We start from the raw sequence: 16,918 nt of genomic DNA, 5'->3' as shown, positions 1-16,918 counted from the left end.
ATGTAGTAAAATATAACTTGTGGGCACGTTCTATAAAGCAGATTCTTTTAAAAGGCGTAACATATCAATTATTATAGGGGATGTGGCGTCACTTCAATATTGATCTCAAATCTCTTGTCTTTTGTGAACTAACAATCTAGTGTATATAGACGATTCTGCTTTATAGTATGTGTTTACACTCATAACAAAGGGGTAATGGTAATACGGATAGATTCGTATGAAATGAAATGGTTCAAGTCGGAGAGAGGCACCTTAAGGTGTCTTTTCTTTTTGGACATTACATCCATTTTGTTTTTCCACCTTATTTCAAATGCGCTAATTAACCTTCAACAAGAAGAAATGAGAATTAACAAAGATATTGTTTCTTCTGTTTAATATAGAAAAATGAAGGGTACCCGATAGATATGGGGTATCCTTCATTTTTTATTTTTCGCACCTTTCAATGACTCCCTCAGCACAAATTTCTGCAACTTCCCGCTCGCATTACGAGGGAGTTCATCTACAAATAAATAATGACGCGGACGTTTATAATCTGCTAGTTCATCACTTTCTTTGCAATACGTTTCTAAATCAGCTTCTGTTATTGTTTCATCTTTCTTCACAATAACTGCCACAACACGCTCTCCCCATAATTCGTCTGGCTCACCAAGTACCGCCACATCTAATATACCAGGATGACTATAAAGGAAATCTTCAATTTCACGAGGATAAATATTTACGCCACCGCTAATTACCATATCATCAACGCGATCAGCAACGAATAAATAACCGTCTTTATCAAAATAGCCTAGATCACCCGAATGATACCATCCTTTATACATCGATTTTTTATTCGCTTCTTCACGATTATGATAGCCAGCCATCATAGTTGGGCCGCGCAAAATAATTTCTCCCACTTCATAAGGAGGTAATACATCTTCTGGTTCTGCCGGTGCATCCTCGTTCGGTTTCACAATACGAACTTCATGGCTAAAGCATGGCGTGCCTGCTGAACCAGCTTTCGTAATTTGATCCTCCTCTACGAGAAACGCAACAACTGGCCCCATTTCTGTCATTCCGTATATTTGAACAAGATCAATATAAAGACGTTCTTTACATTCTTTTACTAACGCCGGTGCCATTGCTGCTCCGCCGTATATACCAATCTTCATCGAAGTTAAATCATACTGAGCTAAATCTTTTTGCAACAACATATTCCACATTGTCGGCGCTGCAAAGAACGTCGTAATCTTTTCTTCTTGAATCGTATGTAATACTGTTTCTGTATCAAAATGATGCAAAATAACATTCTTTCCGCCAACTTGAATGCGTGGTATGATTCCAGCGTTTAATTCACCACAGTGATATAAAGGCGCAACGACAAGCCCTACACTATCTCTATTATATTTAAGGAAATACGTACAAATCATACTATGCTCAGTCATTTCGCGATGACGATGTAATACGCCTTTCGGATGACCTGTCGTACCGCTCGTATAAAGCATTGAACAATAATCCATTTCATCAATTTCGATATTTACTTTCTCAGAAGATGCTGCATTCACTTTTTCATGGTAGGAACTTGCATAGGAAGGTTTATCGTTTTCTATAGACCAAAAAGATGTATTTGGAAAATCTCTTTCAATTATAGCAACAGTTGACTCAACTGCTTTTTCAAAGACAACGACTTTCGAGGATGCGTCCTGAAGAATATAAGATACTTCTTTCGCCTTTAAGCGGAAATTAATCGGGTTAAAGATCGCTCCGATTTTCGCACAGGCTAAGTAAACGTTTACAAATTCACGGCAATTATATAAGTAAACAGATACCGTATCTCCCTTTCTTACTCCGTCTTCTAATAGAGCGTGCGCTGTTTTATTTATTTGTTCATCCCACTGTTTATACGTCCAGCGAATATTCTTTTCAGGTTCCACTAACGCCTCTTTATTCGGATACTTACCAACTGATAAATCAAAAATTCTCCCTATCGTCATGTACATGCCAACAATTTCCCCCTTTTCTCTTTCATAAATCTATCATTTCGTCCATAAGTAGACATTGTCCTTTAATGATTTGACTAATTTTTCTGATTATTATCGACATAGTTTTACATACAGGGCCGCTAAACGGTAAATGAAATTATATCAGCGATTTTCCAGATATATCGACCGTAACTTGAAATATATCAGCGATTTTCAAAATATATCAGCGCAACTCGAATTATATCAGCGATTTTTCGAATATATCGACTTACCGACAAAAACTGACAAGATATAATCGGACCGCCCGTTACTGCAGGATAAAAAAGAGGTTGTTCCGACTCGGAACAACCTCTTTCTTCTTATGCAAATAGCTCTTCTAAAATTTTCAGTTTATCTTCTGTATATTTTACGAAGCCATCGTTATATGATTTTGGATCTTTCGGATTTGCGAAGTGCGTAATTGCTCCCGTCTTCGGATGAACAAATTTACTTGATGCACCACAACCAAGTCCGATAATTGATTGTACTTCTTCCATAATGACAATGTTGTAAATACTTTCTTGCGTCGGCATTGCATAACCAACGTTCTCTAAGTTACCTAAAATATTCTTTTGACGATATAGGTAATATGGTACGTAATTATGCTTTTGCGTCCACTCTTCTGCTTCGTGCATCATCGCTGTAATTTCTTCGCGACCTGCTACTTTATATTTACGTTTGTTTTGCGTCATTTCAGAAGCACGTTTAAATGATAACGTATGAACTGTTAATGATTCTGGCATTAACTTTTCTGTTTCATCTAACGTATGCTTGAAGATATCTAACCCTTCACCAGGAAGACCAATAATTAAGTCCATATTAATATTGTTCATTCCCATTTCACGAGCTAAATGGTATTTCTCAATTGTTTCTTCTACAGTATGATGACGTCCAATTGCTTTTAGTGTCTCTTGATGGTATGACTGTGGATTAATACTAATACGGTCAATGTTCCATTTATTTAACACTTCTAGCTTTGCTGGCGTAATTGTATCTGGGCGACCTGCCTCAACTGTTACTTCACGCACATTTTTCACATCTGGGAACGCTTCATACATTTCTTCATACAGCATATCCATCTCTTCTGCTGTAATACTTGTAGGTGTACCTCCGCCGTAATAAATCGTCGTAACTTTTACACCTTTTTCTTTTAAAAACTTACCAATTTCACGAACTTCATAATGTAAACCACCTAAGAACGAATCAACAGACCCTTGGCGTCCATTAATCGCATAAGCCGGGAATGTACAATATGCACATTTCGTTGGGCAGAACGGAATACCGATATAAATACTTACTTCTTCTTTCAAACGGTATAAATCTGGAACAACTGCTAATTGGCAATCAACAATGCGCTGAAGAAGTTCAATTTTCTCTTCATGAATTAAATAACTTTCACGAAGCTCTTGATGCGCTTCTTCTTTTGACATACCATTTTGAAGCATTTTATGAAGAAGTTTCGTCGGACGTACTCCCGTTAAAATACCCCAGCTTTGTTCAATACCAGTTAACTGCTGAAGAACAGAAAGATATACATAAGAAACAACGTGTTTCACTTGCTTCATACGCTCTTTTTCATCTGTGAAAGCAGATAAATCTTTCGAGAATGTTTCTTCATACACATTTCCTGTGCTAACATCCGTTAATCGAGCGGATGCTTTCACATTATCCTCAATGTGTATATCAACGATAAGATTCGCTTCCTCTTGTTCAAATCCAATCGTACTATCTTCAAAAAATAAGCCGCCAATATTTTGTAGCGGACGTAAAAAACGATCATCTTGTAACGTTTTAATTGAAATTAACAACATTATCACCTTTTCATTTGCAAACTCTCTTTAGTTTACTTGAAGGGCGTTTACAGGTCAATACAGAAGGTTTTACCTGTTTCTCTTACATTTTTTCAAATAATTCTTTTTATGAATATCGCTCATGTATATAGACATCATGATTTTCTCTTGTTAAAATTTATTAGTACTAAAATCGATACATAGTGAAAATACAATATAAAAAGGAGGAATGTTAACACTAGATTCCATAATCTAATGTGTTAAAAAAAATATGAAAAAGAAATTTTATAGTGTTTTAACTCTCTCTCTTGCATTACAAACTGTTCTTGCACCTACTTATTCATTTGCAGAGAGTGCTGAAAAATCCGCTGAAGTATATACGGAAGATCAAGTTTTTAAAAGTATTAAAGAGCATGTTAATGAGCATAGTACTCATGAAGAAGATATCGAGGTTACTAGCCAATTCCTACTATACACTTCAAAAAAACATTCATTATATACCGCGAATGATTTAAAAAACAAATCGAATATCGAGATTACAGAACAAGTCGTAACGGCGACAAAGAAAAAAGGAAATGCTTATTACATAACGACGCCAACTGGCGCTGGATGGATAGATAACAATGATAATAGCTTAGAAGTTCAAGAGATTCATAAACTATCTAATCAAAAATTAATCGTAAAAGAAGAAGCTTCCATACATGCCCTTCCGTTCCAATCATTTAAAGAAGAAGGGAAACTACAGCCACAAGTCATAACTCCTACTGAACAAGCTGGAAATTGGTTTAAAGTCCAAATAAATGAAACAGCAAAATGGATTTATGCACCTTCTGCTACATTTGAAGGTACAAAAGCTTCATTATTAAAAAACAGTCGTACTGCTAAAAATAGTTTATTGAGATCGCCAGAAGCTCTACAAACAAACAATATTTATGGCGTTACATTTAAAGAAATGATTGTCCCAAAAGGAAATGACGATATTCGCCCTGGCTACCCGATGGTCCCTAAATATATTACGATTCACGAAACAGCTAATACAGCGAAGGGTGCCAATGCTCTAAATCATGCAAAATTCTTAGATAATCAAGCACGCGGAACAGCTGATCGCGCCGCATCTTGGCATTTCACAGTAGATGATAAAGAAATTTACCAACATCTTCCAGTAAATGAAGTTGGATGGCATGCTGGAAATAAAACTGGAAACTATGAATCTATCGGAATTGAAATTGCCGTTAATCAAGATGGAAACTATGAAAAAGCGGTAGAAAATGCCCGTAAATTGGCAGCTTATTTAATGAACGACTTAAATATTTCTCTAGATAAGGTCCAAAAACACCAATTTTGGTCAGGAAAAAACTGCCCTGCGTTTATGATTCAACGCGGACAATGGGATGCTTTCTTAAAAGGAACTGAAACATACTATAAGGAAAATCAAAAAAATCCCGTAACTGATGACATTACAGGTGGATGGTATGAACAAGACATTCGTCAATTAGCAGCTAGAGGCATTATGCAAGGAGAAGGGAACGGCAAGTACTTCCCAGAACGTCTTGTAACGCGTGCTGAATTTGCTACACTAATTACTCGTGCTTTACAATTACCAAGTGGAAATGCTAATTTCACAGACTTAGAACAAGTACACCCATCGTTAAGAGACGGTATTAATCGTGCAGCAAGCGCAGGTATAATCCGCGGACGTGGTGATAATACATTTGATCCAAATACTACAATTACACGCGAAGAAGCTGTTATTATGATCGATCGTTCTCTAAAACACGCTGGTATTTTTGCAAAACAAGTTGAACTACCATTCGTAGACCAAAACTTAATTTACGCTAAAGAAGAAGTACAAAGAGTGTATGGATATGGAATTGTAAAAGGTAATGAATTTAATCAATTCGTACCAAAAGGACCATCACAACGTGCACACGCAGCTGCATTTATAAACAGAATGCTTAGCGTAATTGAAGCTTAACATATTTATCATTCCATATAGATATTTTCATTTTATCTGTATTCACTTAAAAGGCATCAGAGATTATATATCTCTGATGCCTTTTATACATCTTTTAGCTATTTTTAGCCATGAATCTTAAACGTATTCCTAATAGCAGAAGCATAAAACCGATGAATGGAACGTAATTCGTATTGTGTCCTGTAGCTGGAAGTTGTTGATTATTAGAAGAACCTTGTCCTTTTTCTGGTAAATTAGGTTTTTCTACTCCCTCACCTGGTTTTTCTGTTCCTTCACCCGGCTTCTCTGTTCCTTCACCCGGCTTTTCTGTTCCTTCACCTGGCTTCTCTGTTCCTTCACCTGGTTTTTCTGTTCCTTCACCCGGCTTTTCTGTTCCTTCACCTGGCTTTTCTGTTCCTTCACCTGGCTTCTCTGTTCCTTCACCTGGTTTTTCTGTTCCTTCACCTGGCTTTTCTGTTCCTTCACCTGGCTTTTCTGTTCCTTCACCTGGCTTCTCTGTTCCTTCACCTGGCTTTTCTGTTCCTTCACCCGGCTTCTCTGTTCCTTCACCTGGCTTCTCTGTTCCTTCACCTGGTTTTTCTGTTCCTTCACCCGGCTTTTCTGTTCCTTCACCTGGTTTTTCCGGACCTTTTTCTGTATCTTTTTCATTTGTAATTTGAAGCTTTACAACTTCAATTTTTTCATTAGAAATCGTAAATTTCATTTCCTTATCGGATAAAGTATATCCTTCTGGCGCTTGGATTTCTTTTAAAGTGTAATCTCCTGGTTCTAACTTCTTAGAAGTCGCTTTACCGCTCTTGTTTGTTGTTAATGTGTCGATTTTTGTTCCGTCTTTCCAAATTTCAAACACTGCGCCTGCTAAAGTTTTATTTGTATTATTAGCATCTACCTTTGTAATTTCTAATTGACCTGTAATTTCTTCTTTCACTTTTTCATTCATAACTTCTTGTTTTACTACTTCATTTGCTACAACGTTTACTTCTACTGTTACTTCTAACGCCTTATAACCTTCCGGCGCTTTCGTTTCCTCTAACGTGTACTTTCCTGGCACTAAGTTTTCGAATTTCACAACACCGTCTTTATTCGTTGTTTTCGCTTCTCCAACTACTTGACCAGCTTCGTTCTTTAATTTAAATTCTGCACCTGCTAGAACTTTTCCACTCTCCGAATCCTTTTTGGTTACTTGTAAGCTTCCTAGTTCTTTTGCGTTTTCTACTTGTACTTCTACTACTTTGTTTGCTTCCACAACGACTTCAATTTCTTCTTTTAACAACTTATATCCTTGTGGTGCTTTCGTTTCTTTTAATGTGTACTTTCCTGGCTCTAATTTCTGAGAAATTACTTTACCTGTTTTATCTGTTCGTAACGTATCTACTTTTTTACCATCTTTATACACTTCGAATTCTGCATCTGATAATACTTTCGTTTTATCTTCCGCATCTACTTTCACGATTTCAAATTGACCTGTTACTTTTTCGGGGATCTTTTTATTCACCACATCTACAGTCACTACTTTATTAGCCTCTACATCAACAGAAACTGAACTAGATGATAATTCATATCCTTTCGGTGCTTCTACTTCTTTTAATGTATAGCTTCCAACTGGAAGTTGTTTCGATAAGGCTTCACCTTTATCATCTGTAACAATTGTTTCCACAACTTTCCCATCTTTATCGATAACATCAAATTTTGCACCTGGTAGAAGTTGACCAGATTCACTATCTTTTTTCAATAATTTAAATTGGCCATTCTCTACTTTTCTCGTATTCTTCATAACAAGTTCAATTACGTTTGTATTATCAATTGTTACTTTGACTGGTGTATCAACTTTTATATATCCTTCTGGTGCATTTATTTCTTTTACAAAATAGTCACCAAGTGGTAAATCTTTAACTTCCGCAATACCCTTTTCGTTTGTTGTAACAGTAGCCACAACGTTATTATCTTTGTCTATAACATCAAATTTTGCGTCTTTTAAAACAATGTTTTCATCGTTTTCATCAACTTTTTTAATTTGTAAATGTCCTTTTTCAGCTGCTGGTTTATTCCACTTTGGCCAGTTAAATTTAAAGTTATGAACCTCAAAACCATCTCTTTGGTGTAATCCTCCAACATAGGCTTGTCCATTAATAGAACCACCTTTTGTTTCTACAACTGCATTAGGTGCAAACACACTACCTACTACACCATATCCTTTAGTTGTTATCTTTTTAGCATTAGGGAACACCCAAATGACTTTACTAGCTAACTCAGTGAAGAAGGAATTAGGGTCATATGCTTGAGATGTATTAACTAATGTGAACCCGCCCTTATCTGTCGTATCATACAGGATTGCACCGCCACCAAAATTAACTTCTTCTGCATCTGAATGAATAACAATAAAATCTTTGTTACTTACATTTGGAAGATAAACATCCTTTACATTGAATGGTTCTTGCCCTTCTAATCCTGAAGAGACATAAATATTAGGATTCTTTACATCTTCACCGATTCCAAAGGTCATACCCGATTTTGGTTTATCAGTATGTAATTGGCCCGCATCCTCAATTACGCTATCAACGTCTTTTCTAAATTCTTTAAACTTAGCATCAATCTCCGCTTGCTCTTTATAAGAGATACGGTCATATGATGTTTTCATTGCGCCATCTGGGTCACCGTCTTTTGTCATCGCCACTGTTCCATCTTGAATAATTACTTGTCCTGCTCCCGCTTTCGTAAATTGACCGCCTAGTAATAATGATGGATATCCTTCATCTACCCAAGTTGCTCCAGCTAAGTTATTTGCTCCAGTTGCAGCCGCTACGACTGTATAACTTGATGCGTTCATATTTTTCTGAACAGCCATCGCACCTTCAATATCCGCACTCGTTGCACTATGATCTCCAAAAATGATGGCGTTGTAATAAGATACATCACCTAAACCTTTTAATTCTGTTGTAGCTGCCTCTGCTTTAAATGGTAAATGGATTAAAAAATTCATACATATTAGTAATACAACTATTAAACTACTACTTAACTTTTTAATTTTTTGATTAAATGATTTCCTCAAGAAATTCATTCCCCCTTTTAAACTTCCTAAAACCCAAAAAAGAAGTACATATCATATGCACCAAGCCTTACTCACATTAACTTAAAATAATCCATTTAAATAAAACAAAGAAACACTACAACTACTTAATAAGATTGCTACAATTCATTTTTGAAATAATACGTGAACTAAACTGTCATGCGGAAATACTTTTACGTATGGGAGCCCAATAAAATTAATCTGAAGAATATTTCATGTGGTGTAACTGTTTTGGCAACATCATCCACTTTACATTAGTTTTCTAAAGGATTCAAGTGAATTGTATAGATTTCATACACAATTCATATTTTAAAACGCTTTCACTGTTTTTAATAAGATAAACAAAAAAACGTAGCCAAAAAGCTACGTTTTTCTTTCATCGTTTCGGTGTATTTTTATGATTCTTCAAAAACGGAAGCGGGAATTGCTTACGGAAATGCTCTTTAATCATATACTCTACACCGTTTTCACTATTTGAACGTGTGATCCAATCTGCTGCTTGCTTTAATTCTACAGGCGCGTTCCCCATCGCTACCCCAAGTCCCACGTTTTCAATAACCTCTAAATCTTCCATACTATCTCCAATCGCAACCATTTCATTTAGCGAAATATTTAAATGCTCTCCAAGCAATTGTAATCCACGTAACTTTGATACATTTTGCGGTAAAATTTCTATTCGTTTTGAATCACATTCAACATACTCTACATCTTGGAATGCTTTTCTTAATGTGTTCAGTCCTCTTTCTTTTTCACCTTTACTTTGGAAAAGAACATCAATTTTTGGCGCCGCTACCGGATGGTCCCGAAGCGCATCACCTAACGAATCTACAAATTGAACTGGATAAAATAACGGATCTGCGCTTGATAATACAGTGCGCGCAATTAAGTTTGGTGTATTTCTCTCACGATTTCCTATCGAAAACCGTTCATGAGAAATACGTACGTTACAATCAAAGTGCTCTAACACTTGCACAATGTTAAAAGTCTTCTCTTCAGACAATCTTCTTTGAACGTACGGCTTATCTAACGTTGCTGAAACGAAAGCACCACCATGTGTCACTAATATAGAATCTAATTTTAACGCCTTTGCTACTTTATGAGCGGATTGAAAATTACGACTCGTAAATAACGTAACGTATACATCTTTTCTTTTTACAAATTCAATTGTTTCTCTTAATCCTTTTGCAATTTTTCCATTGTTGTATAGTAGTGTCCCATCTATATTAAGAGCTAGTAAGCGATAAATCATGTCGCACTCCCCCTCTTCGCTGTTGTACTCTATCCATAATTTATGAAATAAACCCGATAAATAGAACGAGTTAGAATTACTACTGAAAATTTGGTTTACTATATACATATACACTTAGTAAAGGAGATAGTACAATGCAGGCACCTCCTTCCTTTTATGAAGGCGATACGTTAGAAGTCGCAAAAAAATTACTCGGGCAAAAACTTGTTCATATTGTAGACGGAATAAAGCGAAGCGGAATCATTGTAGAAGTAGAAGCATATAAAGGCCCAGATGATAAGGCCGCACATAGTTACGGAGGCAGACGAACAGATCGCACAGAAGTTATGTTTGGTGCACCAGGGCATGCTTACGTATATTTAATTTACGGTATGTATCATTGCTTTAACGTTATTACAGCGCCAGTGGGCACCCCGCAAGGTGTTCTCATTCGAGCTCTTGAGCCAGTAGATGGAATAGAAGAAATAAAACTAGCGCGCTACAATAAGACCGAAATTACAAAAGCGCAGTACAAAAATTTAACGAACGGTCCTGGCAAACTATGCCGTGCACTTGGCATCACTTTAAAAGAACGCGGCGTATCGTTACAAAGTGATACGTTACATATTGAATTAGTTCCAAAAGAAGAACACATATCATCACAATATAAAATAACAGCAGGACCTCGTATTAATATCGACTATGCAGAAGAAGCTGTACATTATCCGTGGCGTTTTTATTATGAGGGGCATCCGTTTGTTTCAAAGAAATAAGCGATATCAACGATTTTTCAAATATATCTATCGTAACTTACAATATATCAACGGTTCGACAAGAAATATCGATTTATCGACAAATAATAACATTACGAATAAAAGAAGACTGTTCCAAAATGGAACAGTCTTTCCCTCTTACTCTGCACCTTCCGCAGTTGCAATATTATCCTCTAAATTTTCTCTTGATAATTCAGCCGCCATAAAATCTGCTGTTTCTGGAAGTGCTAAATGCATATGAGCTTTTTGACAAATTTGGATCGTGCAGTTTTCTACAACATAGTCGAAAACATGTCCGCCTCCGCTTCTTTCATCATCAATGTAATGTAAGTGGAATCCAGCTACCCCAATACCTTGTGCGTAATCTGGTGTCCAAAATCCAGCAAGCGTACCTTCTGTATTTTCAAACGAAAAGATTGGTTGCGATTTCGTCACTTCAACGAGTGGTGTATACGGTTTTTCTTGTCTTGGAACAGTTCTCGTTCTTACTTCACGGAACGTACCGTCCATTCGAATAGCGTAAAATAAGTTTTTACTTGGCATTAATTCATGTAATAACGCTTCAACTTCTTCACGATTCATCGGACGCTCTACCGTATAACTCATTTCTTTTTCAAAAAACGTTACAGTCGCAAACGGTGTTGTTTCTTCTGGCTCTACTTTTTCCGCTGAACCGTCTGAACGTAAATGATAAAATTCATTATCAAATGCAATCATTTCACCATCTAATTGATCAAATGTGCCGATGCCGAAGTCACCATGTTTTTTCAAATCTTCAAAGCTAATTACACCATCATATATACCATCTAATAGCGCAAGCATTGTAGATGTTTGATATACTTCATTACTCGTTTTCGTTTTTTTTGCATCAATATCAATTAATTGCGCAACAGTCATCTCAAATCTACCTCCATTAGTTTAATTGGTTTGGTAATAATTTTTCGCTTAATTTAATGTTGTCACGATAGTCAATTGGAATATCAATAATGACAGGGCCGTCTGCTGCTAATGCTTCTTTTAATACCCCTTCTAATTCATCAGGCGTGTTAACACGAAGACCTAACGCCCCGAAACTTTCCGCATATTTCACAAGATCAACATCGCCAAACTCTGTAGCGGATGTTCTGCCGTATTTCATCATTTGTTGGAATGCAACCATATCATATGTGCCGTCTCTCCAAACAAGATGGACGATTGGAGAATTTAAACGTACTGCCGTTTCTAACTCCATCGCTGAGAATAAGAAACCACCGTCACCTGATACGGAAACTACTTTTTTACCTGGTTCTACTAAAGTCGCTGCGATTGCCCAAGGAAGTGCAACACCTAACGTTTGCATACCGTTACTAAATAATAATCTACGTGGTTCATAAGAACGGAAACATCTCGCCATCCAAATAGAATGGGAACCGATGTCACATGTAACGGTTGTATCGTCACTAATTAAAGAACGAAGTGTACGAATCACTTGAAGTGGATGCGTAACACCTTCTGAAGGACGATTTGGAACTTCTGCTTGTTCTGATAATTTTGCGCGTAATCGTTCTAATACCGCTTCTGATTTCGTACTTAATACAAGTTTCGGTAATTTCTCCGCGATGCTATTTACCGTTAAGGCAATATCACCAATTAATTCACGCTCTGGCTGGTAATCATGGTCGATATCTGCTTGATGGTCGTCAAGATGAATAATCGTTCTGTCGCCAAGTTTATTCCAGAACTTTGGATCATACTCGATTGGATCATAACCGATAGAAATAACAAGGTCTGCTTCTTCTAGTAAAATATCACCTGGTTGGTTACGGAATAATCCAACGCGGCCGAAGAAATGATCTTCTAACTCACGTGAAATCGCACCAGCTGCTTGATATGTTTCAACGACAGGAAGTTCTGTATCCGCAATTAATTTACGAACAGCTTTCGTCACTTCATTTGTGCTCGCTCTCATACCGAGTAAAATAACTGGTAATTTCGCTGATTTTATTTTTTCTACTACATATGTAATATCATTTGTGGGAGCGATTCCAAGCTGTGGCTTAGAAAGCGCACCGATAGACTCTACAGTTGTTTCCGCAGTCATAACGTCTTGCGGAAGACTTACTAAAGTAGCTCCCGGATTTGTGGAAGTCGCACTTCGAAATGCATTACTAAGTGCTTCTGGCACATTATCAGGATGCTCTACTTCTACGCTATATTTTGTGATTGGTTCGAATAGTGCAGCATTATCCATAGATTGATGCGTACGTTTTAATCGATCCGTACGCGGTACTGCACCAGCTAAAGCAACAACGGGATCACTCTCCGCATTCGCAGTAACAAGACCTGTCGCTAAATTTGATGTCCCTGGCCCTGAAGTTACAAGACATACGCCCGGTTTCCCTGTTAATCTACCAATAGCAGCTGCCATAAATGCTGCATTTTGTTCATGACGACAAACGATTAACTCTGGTCCTCTTTCTTGCAATACATCAAATACAGAGTCAATCTTTGCTCCTGGAATACCGAAAACATGTGTAACACCTTGTTTAATTAAACAATCAACAACAAGATCTGCTCCTTTTGTTTTTGTCTTCACGTCGTTTACTTTTACACCTGTACTCAAACTAATCATTCCTTTGTTTCATAATTTGTGTAATAAAGATTTTTAATTTCACCTAGTTAATTAATGTGGTGAAGTATCATTTATCATTATATTACAAATGCATTATTTTTCCAACAATATGAATTCGATATTATTTTGACAAGATTTAAAGAATGCGCTTACAACCTTTTGTTTATCTTAAAATAACATTTTTATATCTCTTCTAAAAATGTACAAAAATACTTCCACCTATTCACATTATTAACAAATTTATAGTACCTTGCAAAGAACAATAGCAAATGATATATTTGTAAATAATGGAATAACCATTATTTGTAATTCCATTTACGATTAATATACACCCTTCAAAAGGTAGATACAGATTGTGCTGTTTAGAAAGAAGATAGGACTCTCAGCTGTAATTTATCATTTTATAAAGGAAAGTGATTGTTATGAACAAAAGTGGATTTTTGGAACAACTTAGTTCCTCTCTGCAGAATATGCCTAATTCAGAAAAGAAGGATATTATCTCGGAGTACGAAACTCATTTTATTAGTGGTAAACAAGATGGAATATCTGAAGAGGAAATTTCTAAAAAACTAGGAAACCCTAAAACTATCGCTAAAGAACTTAACGTTTCATATGCAATAAGCAACGCTGACAATAGGCGCAGCCTAAAAAACATTATGACAGCACTGTTTTCTGTTATGAGCTTAAGTGTTTTAAACTTTATCTGTATCATTATCGCCTTTTTCGTATTACTCTTTCTATTACCACTTCTTCTAGCACTTATAATTGCTACACCGTTATTAATTATTTCACCTATATTATTAATAGGGTTAGGATTCTTTAAAGGGTTTCATCAAATCAGTTATTCTGATGTTTACAATGTATTCATAGCTTTTTGCATCGGCTTACTAATATCCGTCATATCTTATCAAATGATAAAACATATATACTCACTTTTAGTTAAGTATTTAAAATGGAATTTAGCTATTTTACAAAGATACTAATGAATGTAAAAGGAGATTACTATGAAAAAATATATTTTATATCCACTCATGTTACTTACAATGTTATTTCTATCAGCTTGTTCAAACAGTGTACAGCCTAAGGAAAAAAATGATGTACAATCTATCAAAGATGTTGCTATTAAAGTTCCAGAAAATATATTTAGTTCCTCAAAGAAAAATGAAACTATTAATGAAGACGAAATGAAACAAAATATAAAAAATTATATAGATTATAGTTGGGAGTTATCTGAAAATATTATCCCTCTCGCTTCAACAAATTCTGATAAGAGTTTCACAGAATCTGACCGAGAAAAATTACAAAAACTAATTGATTTAGCGAAGCAAAACGATATGAATTTCCATGAGTTTATTAGTAATAATAATTTACCTAATGATTATAAAAAACCTTCAAAAGAAATCTATGAATTTATGTCATCATCTACGGATATTTTCGTAGAGCTAGATCAAGAATTAGACAAACTCGCCCAAGATGGTAACTTATTCAAGGCCAATTTTTCTTTTACAAAGCGCTTTGAGAAAATAAATGGGAGGAAACAAAAAGAGATTGAAAAGTTTTTGAACGAAAAAAATATTAAAACTTCAATTAACAGCAATAAAAAAAATTAACCGATGTGTTACATATCCCTTTCAAAATAATCAATAAGAAATGGCTATTTTGAAAGGGAGTTTTTGTGATATAACTATTAAATTCCCTAAACAAAAAAGACGCTCCTAAACTAGGAGCGTCTTCCACTATTACGCTTGTTGTTGCGCGCTATATAATTCTTCAAGTGGCTTCATGATAATTTTGTTAACGTCACCGATTACAACGTTTAGGCGTTGCTCAGTTTCCATTAATTTTGTAATTTTAGCATCTTGTTGAATGCGAGCTACAACTTCTTGTGCTTGTTGATTGTCTTCTTCAGTGATTTCTTGGCCTTGCATCATTTTTTGTTGTAGGCTAAGTTGCATTGTACGGAACTCATCGAATAAGTTCTTTGAAGCTGTGTCAGCTTGAACTGCTGCGTAGCTCTCTTTTAAAGTTTTGAAGTCATCGTTTTCAGCGATTGCTTTTTGTAATTCATATGCAACATCATGAATGTTCTTTGTCATTTTATTTTTCCTCCTTTAGAAGGCTAGCGCTTTTCATACGCACTGCCTTTTCAGTGCATTTACATACGCACCTCTTCTTACCATATCAAACTATGCAAGAGATGTGAAGAAATTTCACTTTTATTTCTATGTACTCACCTTATTATCTAAGAAACAATAGTAACAATCCTTGTACGAGCCCGATCATTCCGCCTAATAACGCTCCTAAATACGTAATCATTTTTAATTCGTTTTTCGTAATAGACAGAACTAAGTCTTCTAATCTTTCTGTTGAGAATGTAGACACTTCTTGCTGGACAATTTCCGCAAGGTGTAGATTGTTTAGTATACTCTCTACGTTTTCTGTTCCCCACTTTAAGCCTTTCGTTACTGCACTTGGAACCACTTTTTCAATAATTGTTTCTCGAACTGGTTCACATACTTGCTGAACAGATTGATTTAAAAACTTACTCACTGTTTCCTCTACTTTAACTGCTGACAGCACGGAGCTTACAATCATTTCTTTCTCTACAAATGCTTCTAATTCTTTTACATCTCTTCCTTTTAACTTTTCCCACTCTTTTTGCAGTACGTCAGTTAAAAGCTGCTTTGTAGCATCTTGCCCTAAAAACTTAATAACTTCTGGCTGCACACGATCCACAACACTTACATTTCCTAAAAACATCCCAACTAAGTTAAGTAGCGTTCCACGAGAAGCAAAGAAATCATCAATCATTTTTGAAAGACGCGCTTTCCCTTCTTCACTTTCAAAAAAGCTAATTCCTCGCTCTAAAATAAACGCCGAGGCATTCGGAATCGCATTCTCTATCTTTTCATGTACAGAATGAGGTAAAGCCTGTTCCCATGTATATGTATAATACTCTGCTAAAAATGCATGAATTTTTTCTGTAATCACATGTTCGATTTTTCGAGTCGCTTCTTCTTCTACATGCGCTACATTCCATTTCTCTAACATATATCGCAGTGATTGTTCATTCGTAATTACTTTATCCACTTCCACTTGCGCCCAGTGAATTAAACCTTTTTGAAACTCTTCATTTGTTAGCTTTTTTCCGATTCCTTCTGGTGTTAACAAATGTTCTACAACCATTTTTCCTAATTGAACAGCAAGTTCATCACGCCGCTTCGGAATTAACCCTGGTGTAAATGGAACTTGAAACTTTCCGATATAAATAGGACGATGAGGACGAAATAACATTTTTATCGCTAAATGATTCGTATATCCCCCAATAATTGCTCCGAGTCCTGTCGTCGTTAGCATATTTAACCATATATTCATTACAATCAACCTTTCACTTCTCCAAAACTATAGCATATCATCATACGGACAAAAGTATAATGGTATAAAAACGTATTTGCAATATATAGCTTCGCCTAT

General features: G+C 36.0%; 12 protein-coding genes. 4 read left to right on the top strand and 8 right to left on the bottom strand.

What is annotated here, in order from left to right; genetic code table 11:
* Positions 1 to 416 precede the first annotated feature (416 nt).
* Together DN407_RS04525 and DN407_RS04520 are read right to left on the bottom strand one after the other, a co-directional pair.
* Positions 417 to 1,979, bottom strand: a complete 1,563-nt coding sequence (locus DN407_RS04525) for a fatty acid--CoA ligase (RefSeq protein WP_149216043.1) — start codon at positions 1,977 to 1,979, stop codon at positions 417 to 419.
* A gap of 341 nt (positions 1,980 to 2,320) precedes the next feature.
* A complete protein-coding gene (locus tag DN407_RS04520) occupies positions 2,321 to 3,811 on the bottom strand; it encodes a coproporphyrinogen III oxidase (protein ID WP_001999181.1) in 1,491 nt (496 codons plus the stop codon).
* Between the two features lie 250 nt (positions 3,812 to 4,061).
* On the opposite strand from DN407_RS04520, the gene DN407_RS04515 reads away from it, so the two are divergent.
* Positions 4,062 to 5,765 carry an S-layer homology domain-containing protein gene (locus DN407_RS04515; RefSeq protein WP_000726535.1) on the top strand — a complete coding sequence of 568 codons (1,704 nt, stop codon included), beginning with the start codon at positions 4,062 to 4,064 and terminating at the stop codon, positions 5,763 to 5,765.
* Between the two features lie 94 nt (positions 5,766 to 5,859).
* On the opposite strand, the gene DN407_RS04510 is transcribed toward DN407_RS04515, so the two are convergent.
* Positions 5,860 to 8,814, bottom strand: a complete 2,955-nt coding sequence (locus DN407_RS04510) for a SpaA isopeptide-forming pilin-related protein (protein WP_149216042.1) — start codon at positions 8,812 to 8,814, stop codon at positions 5,860 to 5,862.
* Between the two features lie 394 nt (positions 8,815 to 9,208).
* Positions 9,209 to 10,081: a Cof-type HAD-IIB family hydrolase gene (locus tag DN407_RS04505; RefSeq protein ID WP_000640419.1), complete on the bottom strand. Its 873-nt coding sequence runs from the start codon at positions 10,079 to 10,081 to the stop codon at positions 9,209 to 9,211.
* Between the two features lie 134 nt (positions 10,082 to 10,215).
* On the opposite strand from DN407_RS04505, the gene DN407_RS04500 reads away from it, so the two are divergent.
* Positions 10,216 to 10,833, top strand: a complete 618-nt coding sequence (locus DN407_RS04500; RefSeq protein ID WP_001148797.1) for a DNA-3-methyladenine glycosylase — start codon at positions 10,216 to 10,218, stop codon at positions 10,831 to 10,833.
* Between the two features lie 138 nt (positions 10,834 to 10,971).
* Here DN407_RS04500 and alsD read toward each other — a convergent pair whose 3' ends face one another.
* Positions 10,972 to 11,730 carry an alpha-acetolactate decarboxylase gene (alsD, locus tag DN407_RS04490; RefSeq protein WP_000215020.1) on the bottom strand — a complete coding sequence of 253 codons (759 nt, stop codon included), beginning with the start codon at positions 11,728 to 11,730 and terminating at the stop codon, positions 10,972 to 10,974.
* A gap of 16 nt (positions 11,731 to 11,746) precedes the next feature.
* The gene (alsS, locus tag DN407_RS04485; RefSeq protein ID WP_097856508.1) at positions 11,747 to 13,435 is read right to left on the bottom strand and encodes an acetolactate synthase AlsS; all 1,689 of its coding nucleotides are present in this window, start codon (positions 13,433 to 13,435) and stop codon (positions 11,747 to 11,749) included.
* A gap of 431 nt (positions 13,436 to 13,866) precedes the next feature.
* Between alsS and DN407_RS04480 the strand changes: the two genes are divergently transcribed.
* Both DN407_RS04480 and DN407_RS04475 read left to right on the top strand, forming a co-directional pair.
* Positions 13,867 to 14,427, top strand: a complete 561-nt coding sequence (locus DN407_RS04480; protein WP_001043093.1) for an HAAS signaling domain-containing protein — start codon at positions 13,867 to 13,869, stop codon at positions 14,425 to 14,427.
* Positions 14,428 to 14,448: 21 nt separating this feature from the next.
* A complete protein-coding gene (locus DN407_RS04475) occupies positions 14,449 to 15,054 on the top strand; it encodes an NDxxF motif lipoprotein (RefSeq protein ID WP_000760033.1) in 606 nt (201 codons plus the stop codon).
* 129 nt (positions 15,055 to 15,183) lie between these two features.
* On the opposite strand, the gene DN407_RS04470 is transcribed toward DN407_RS04475, so the two are convergent.
* Both DN407_RS04470 and DN407_RS04465 read right to left on the bottom strand, forming a co-directional pair.
* Entirely contained in the window at positions 15,184 to 15,540 is a 357-nt protein-coding gene (locus DN407_RS04470; protein WP_000164610.1) for a YlbF/YmcA family competence regulator, read from the bottom strand.
* A 142-nt stretch (positions 15,541 to 15,682) separates the two neighbouring features.
* Positions 15,683 to 16,819 carry a DUF445 domain-containing protein gene (locus tag DN407_RS04465; protein WP_001985918.1) on the bottom strand — a complete coding sequence of 379 codons (1,137 nt, stop codon included), beginning with the start codon at positions 16,817 to 16,819 and terminating at the stop codon, positions 15,683 to 15,685.
* Positions 16,820 to 16,918 lie beyond the last annotated feature (99 nt).

The sequence above is a fragment of the Bacillus sp. JAS24-2 genome, assembly GCF_008274905.1.
GTDB lineage: Bacteria > Bacillota > Bacilli > Bacillales > Bacillaceae_G > Bacillus_A > Bacillus_A cereus.
Note: the sequence above shows the minus strand (reverse complement) of the source record. Positions and strands in the feature narration are given on the sequence as shown.

What these genes read in the sequence shown, in the direction of transcription:
- DN407_RS04525 (WP_149216043.1), bottom strand. Translation starts at nt 1,979, where the DNA reads ATGTACATGACGATAGGGAGAATTTTTGATTTATCAGTTGGTAAGTAT.
- DN407_RS04520 (WP_001999181.1), bottom strand. Translation starts at nt 3,811, where the DNA reads ATGTTGTTAATTTCAATTAAAACGTTACAAGATGATCGTTTTTTACGT.
- DN407_RS04515 (WP_000726535.1), top strand. Translation starts at nt 4,062, where the DNA reads ATGAAAAAGAAATTTTATAGTGTTTTAACTCTCTCTCTTGCATTACAA.
- DN407_RS04505 (WP_000640419.1), bottom strand. Translation starts at nt 10,081, where the DNA reads ATGATTTATCGCTTACTAGCTCTTAATATAGATGGGACACTACTATAC.
- DN407_RS04500 (WP_001148797.1), top strand. Translation starts at nt 10,216, where the DNA reads ATGCAGGCACCTCCTTCCTTTTATGAAGGCGATACGTTAGAAGTCGCA.
- alsD (WP_000215020.1), bottom strand. Translation starts at nt 11,730, where the DNA reads ATGACTGTTGCGCAATTAATTGATATTGATGCAAAAAAAACGAAAACG.
- DN407_RS04480 (WP_001043093.1), top strand. Translation starts at nt 13,867, where the DNA reads ATGAACAAAAGTGGATTTTTGGAACAACTTAGTTCCTCTCTGCAGAAT.
- DN407_RS04475 (WP_000760033.1), top strand. Translation starts at nt 14,449, where the DNA reads ATGAAAAAATATATTTTATATCCACTCATGTTACTTACAATGTTATTT.
- DN407_RS04470 (WP_000164610.1), bottom strand. Translation starts at nt 15,540, where the DNA reads ATGACAAAGAACATTCATGATGTTGCATATGAATTACAAAAAGCAATC.
- DN407_RS04465 (WP_001985918.1), bottom strand. Translation starts at nt 16,819, where the DNA reads ATGAATATATGGTTAAATATGCTAACGACGACAGGACTCGGAGCAATT.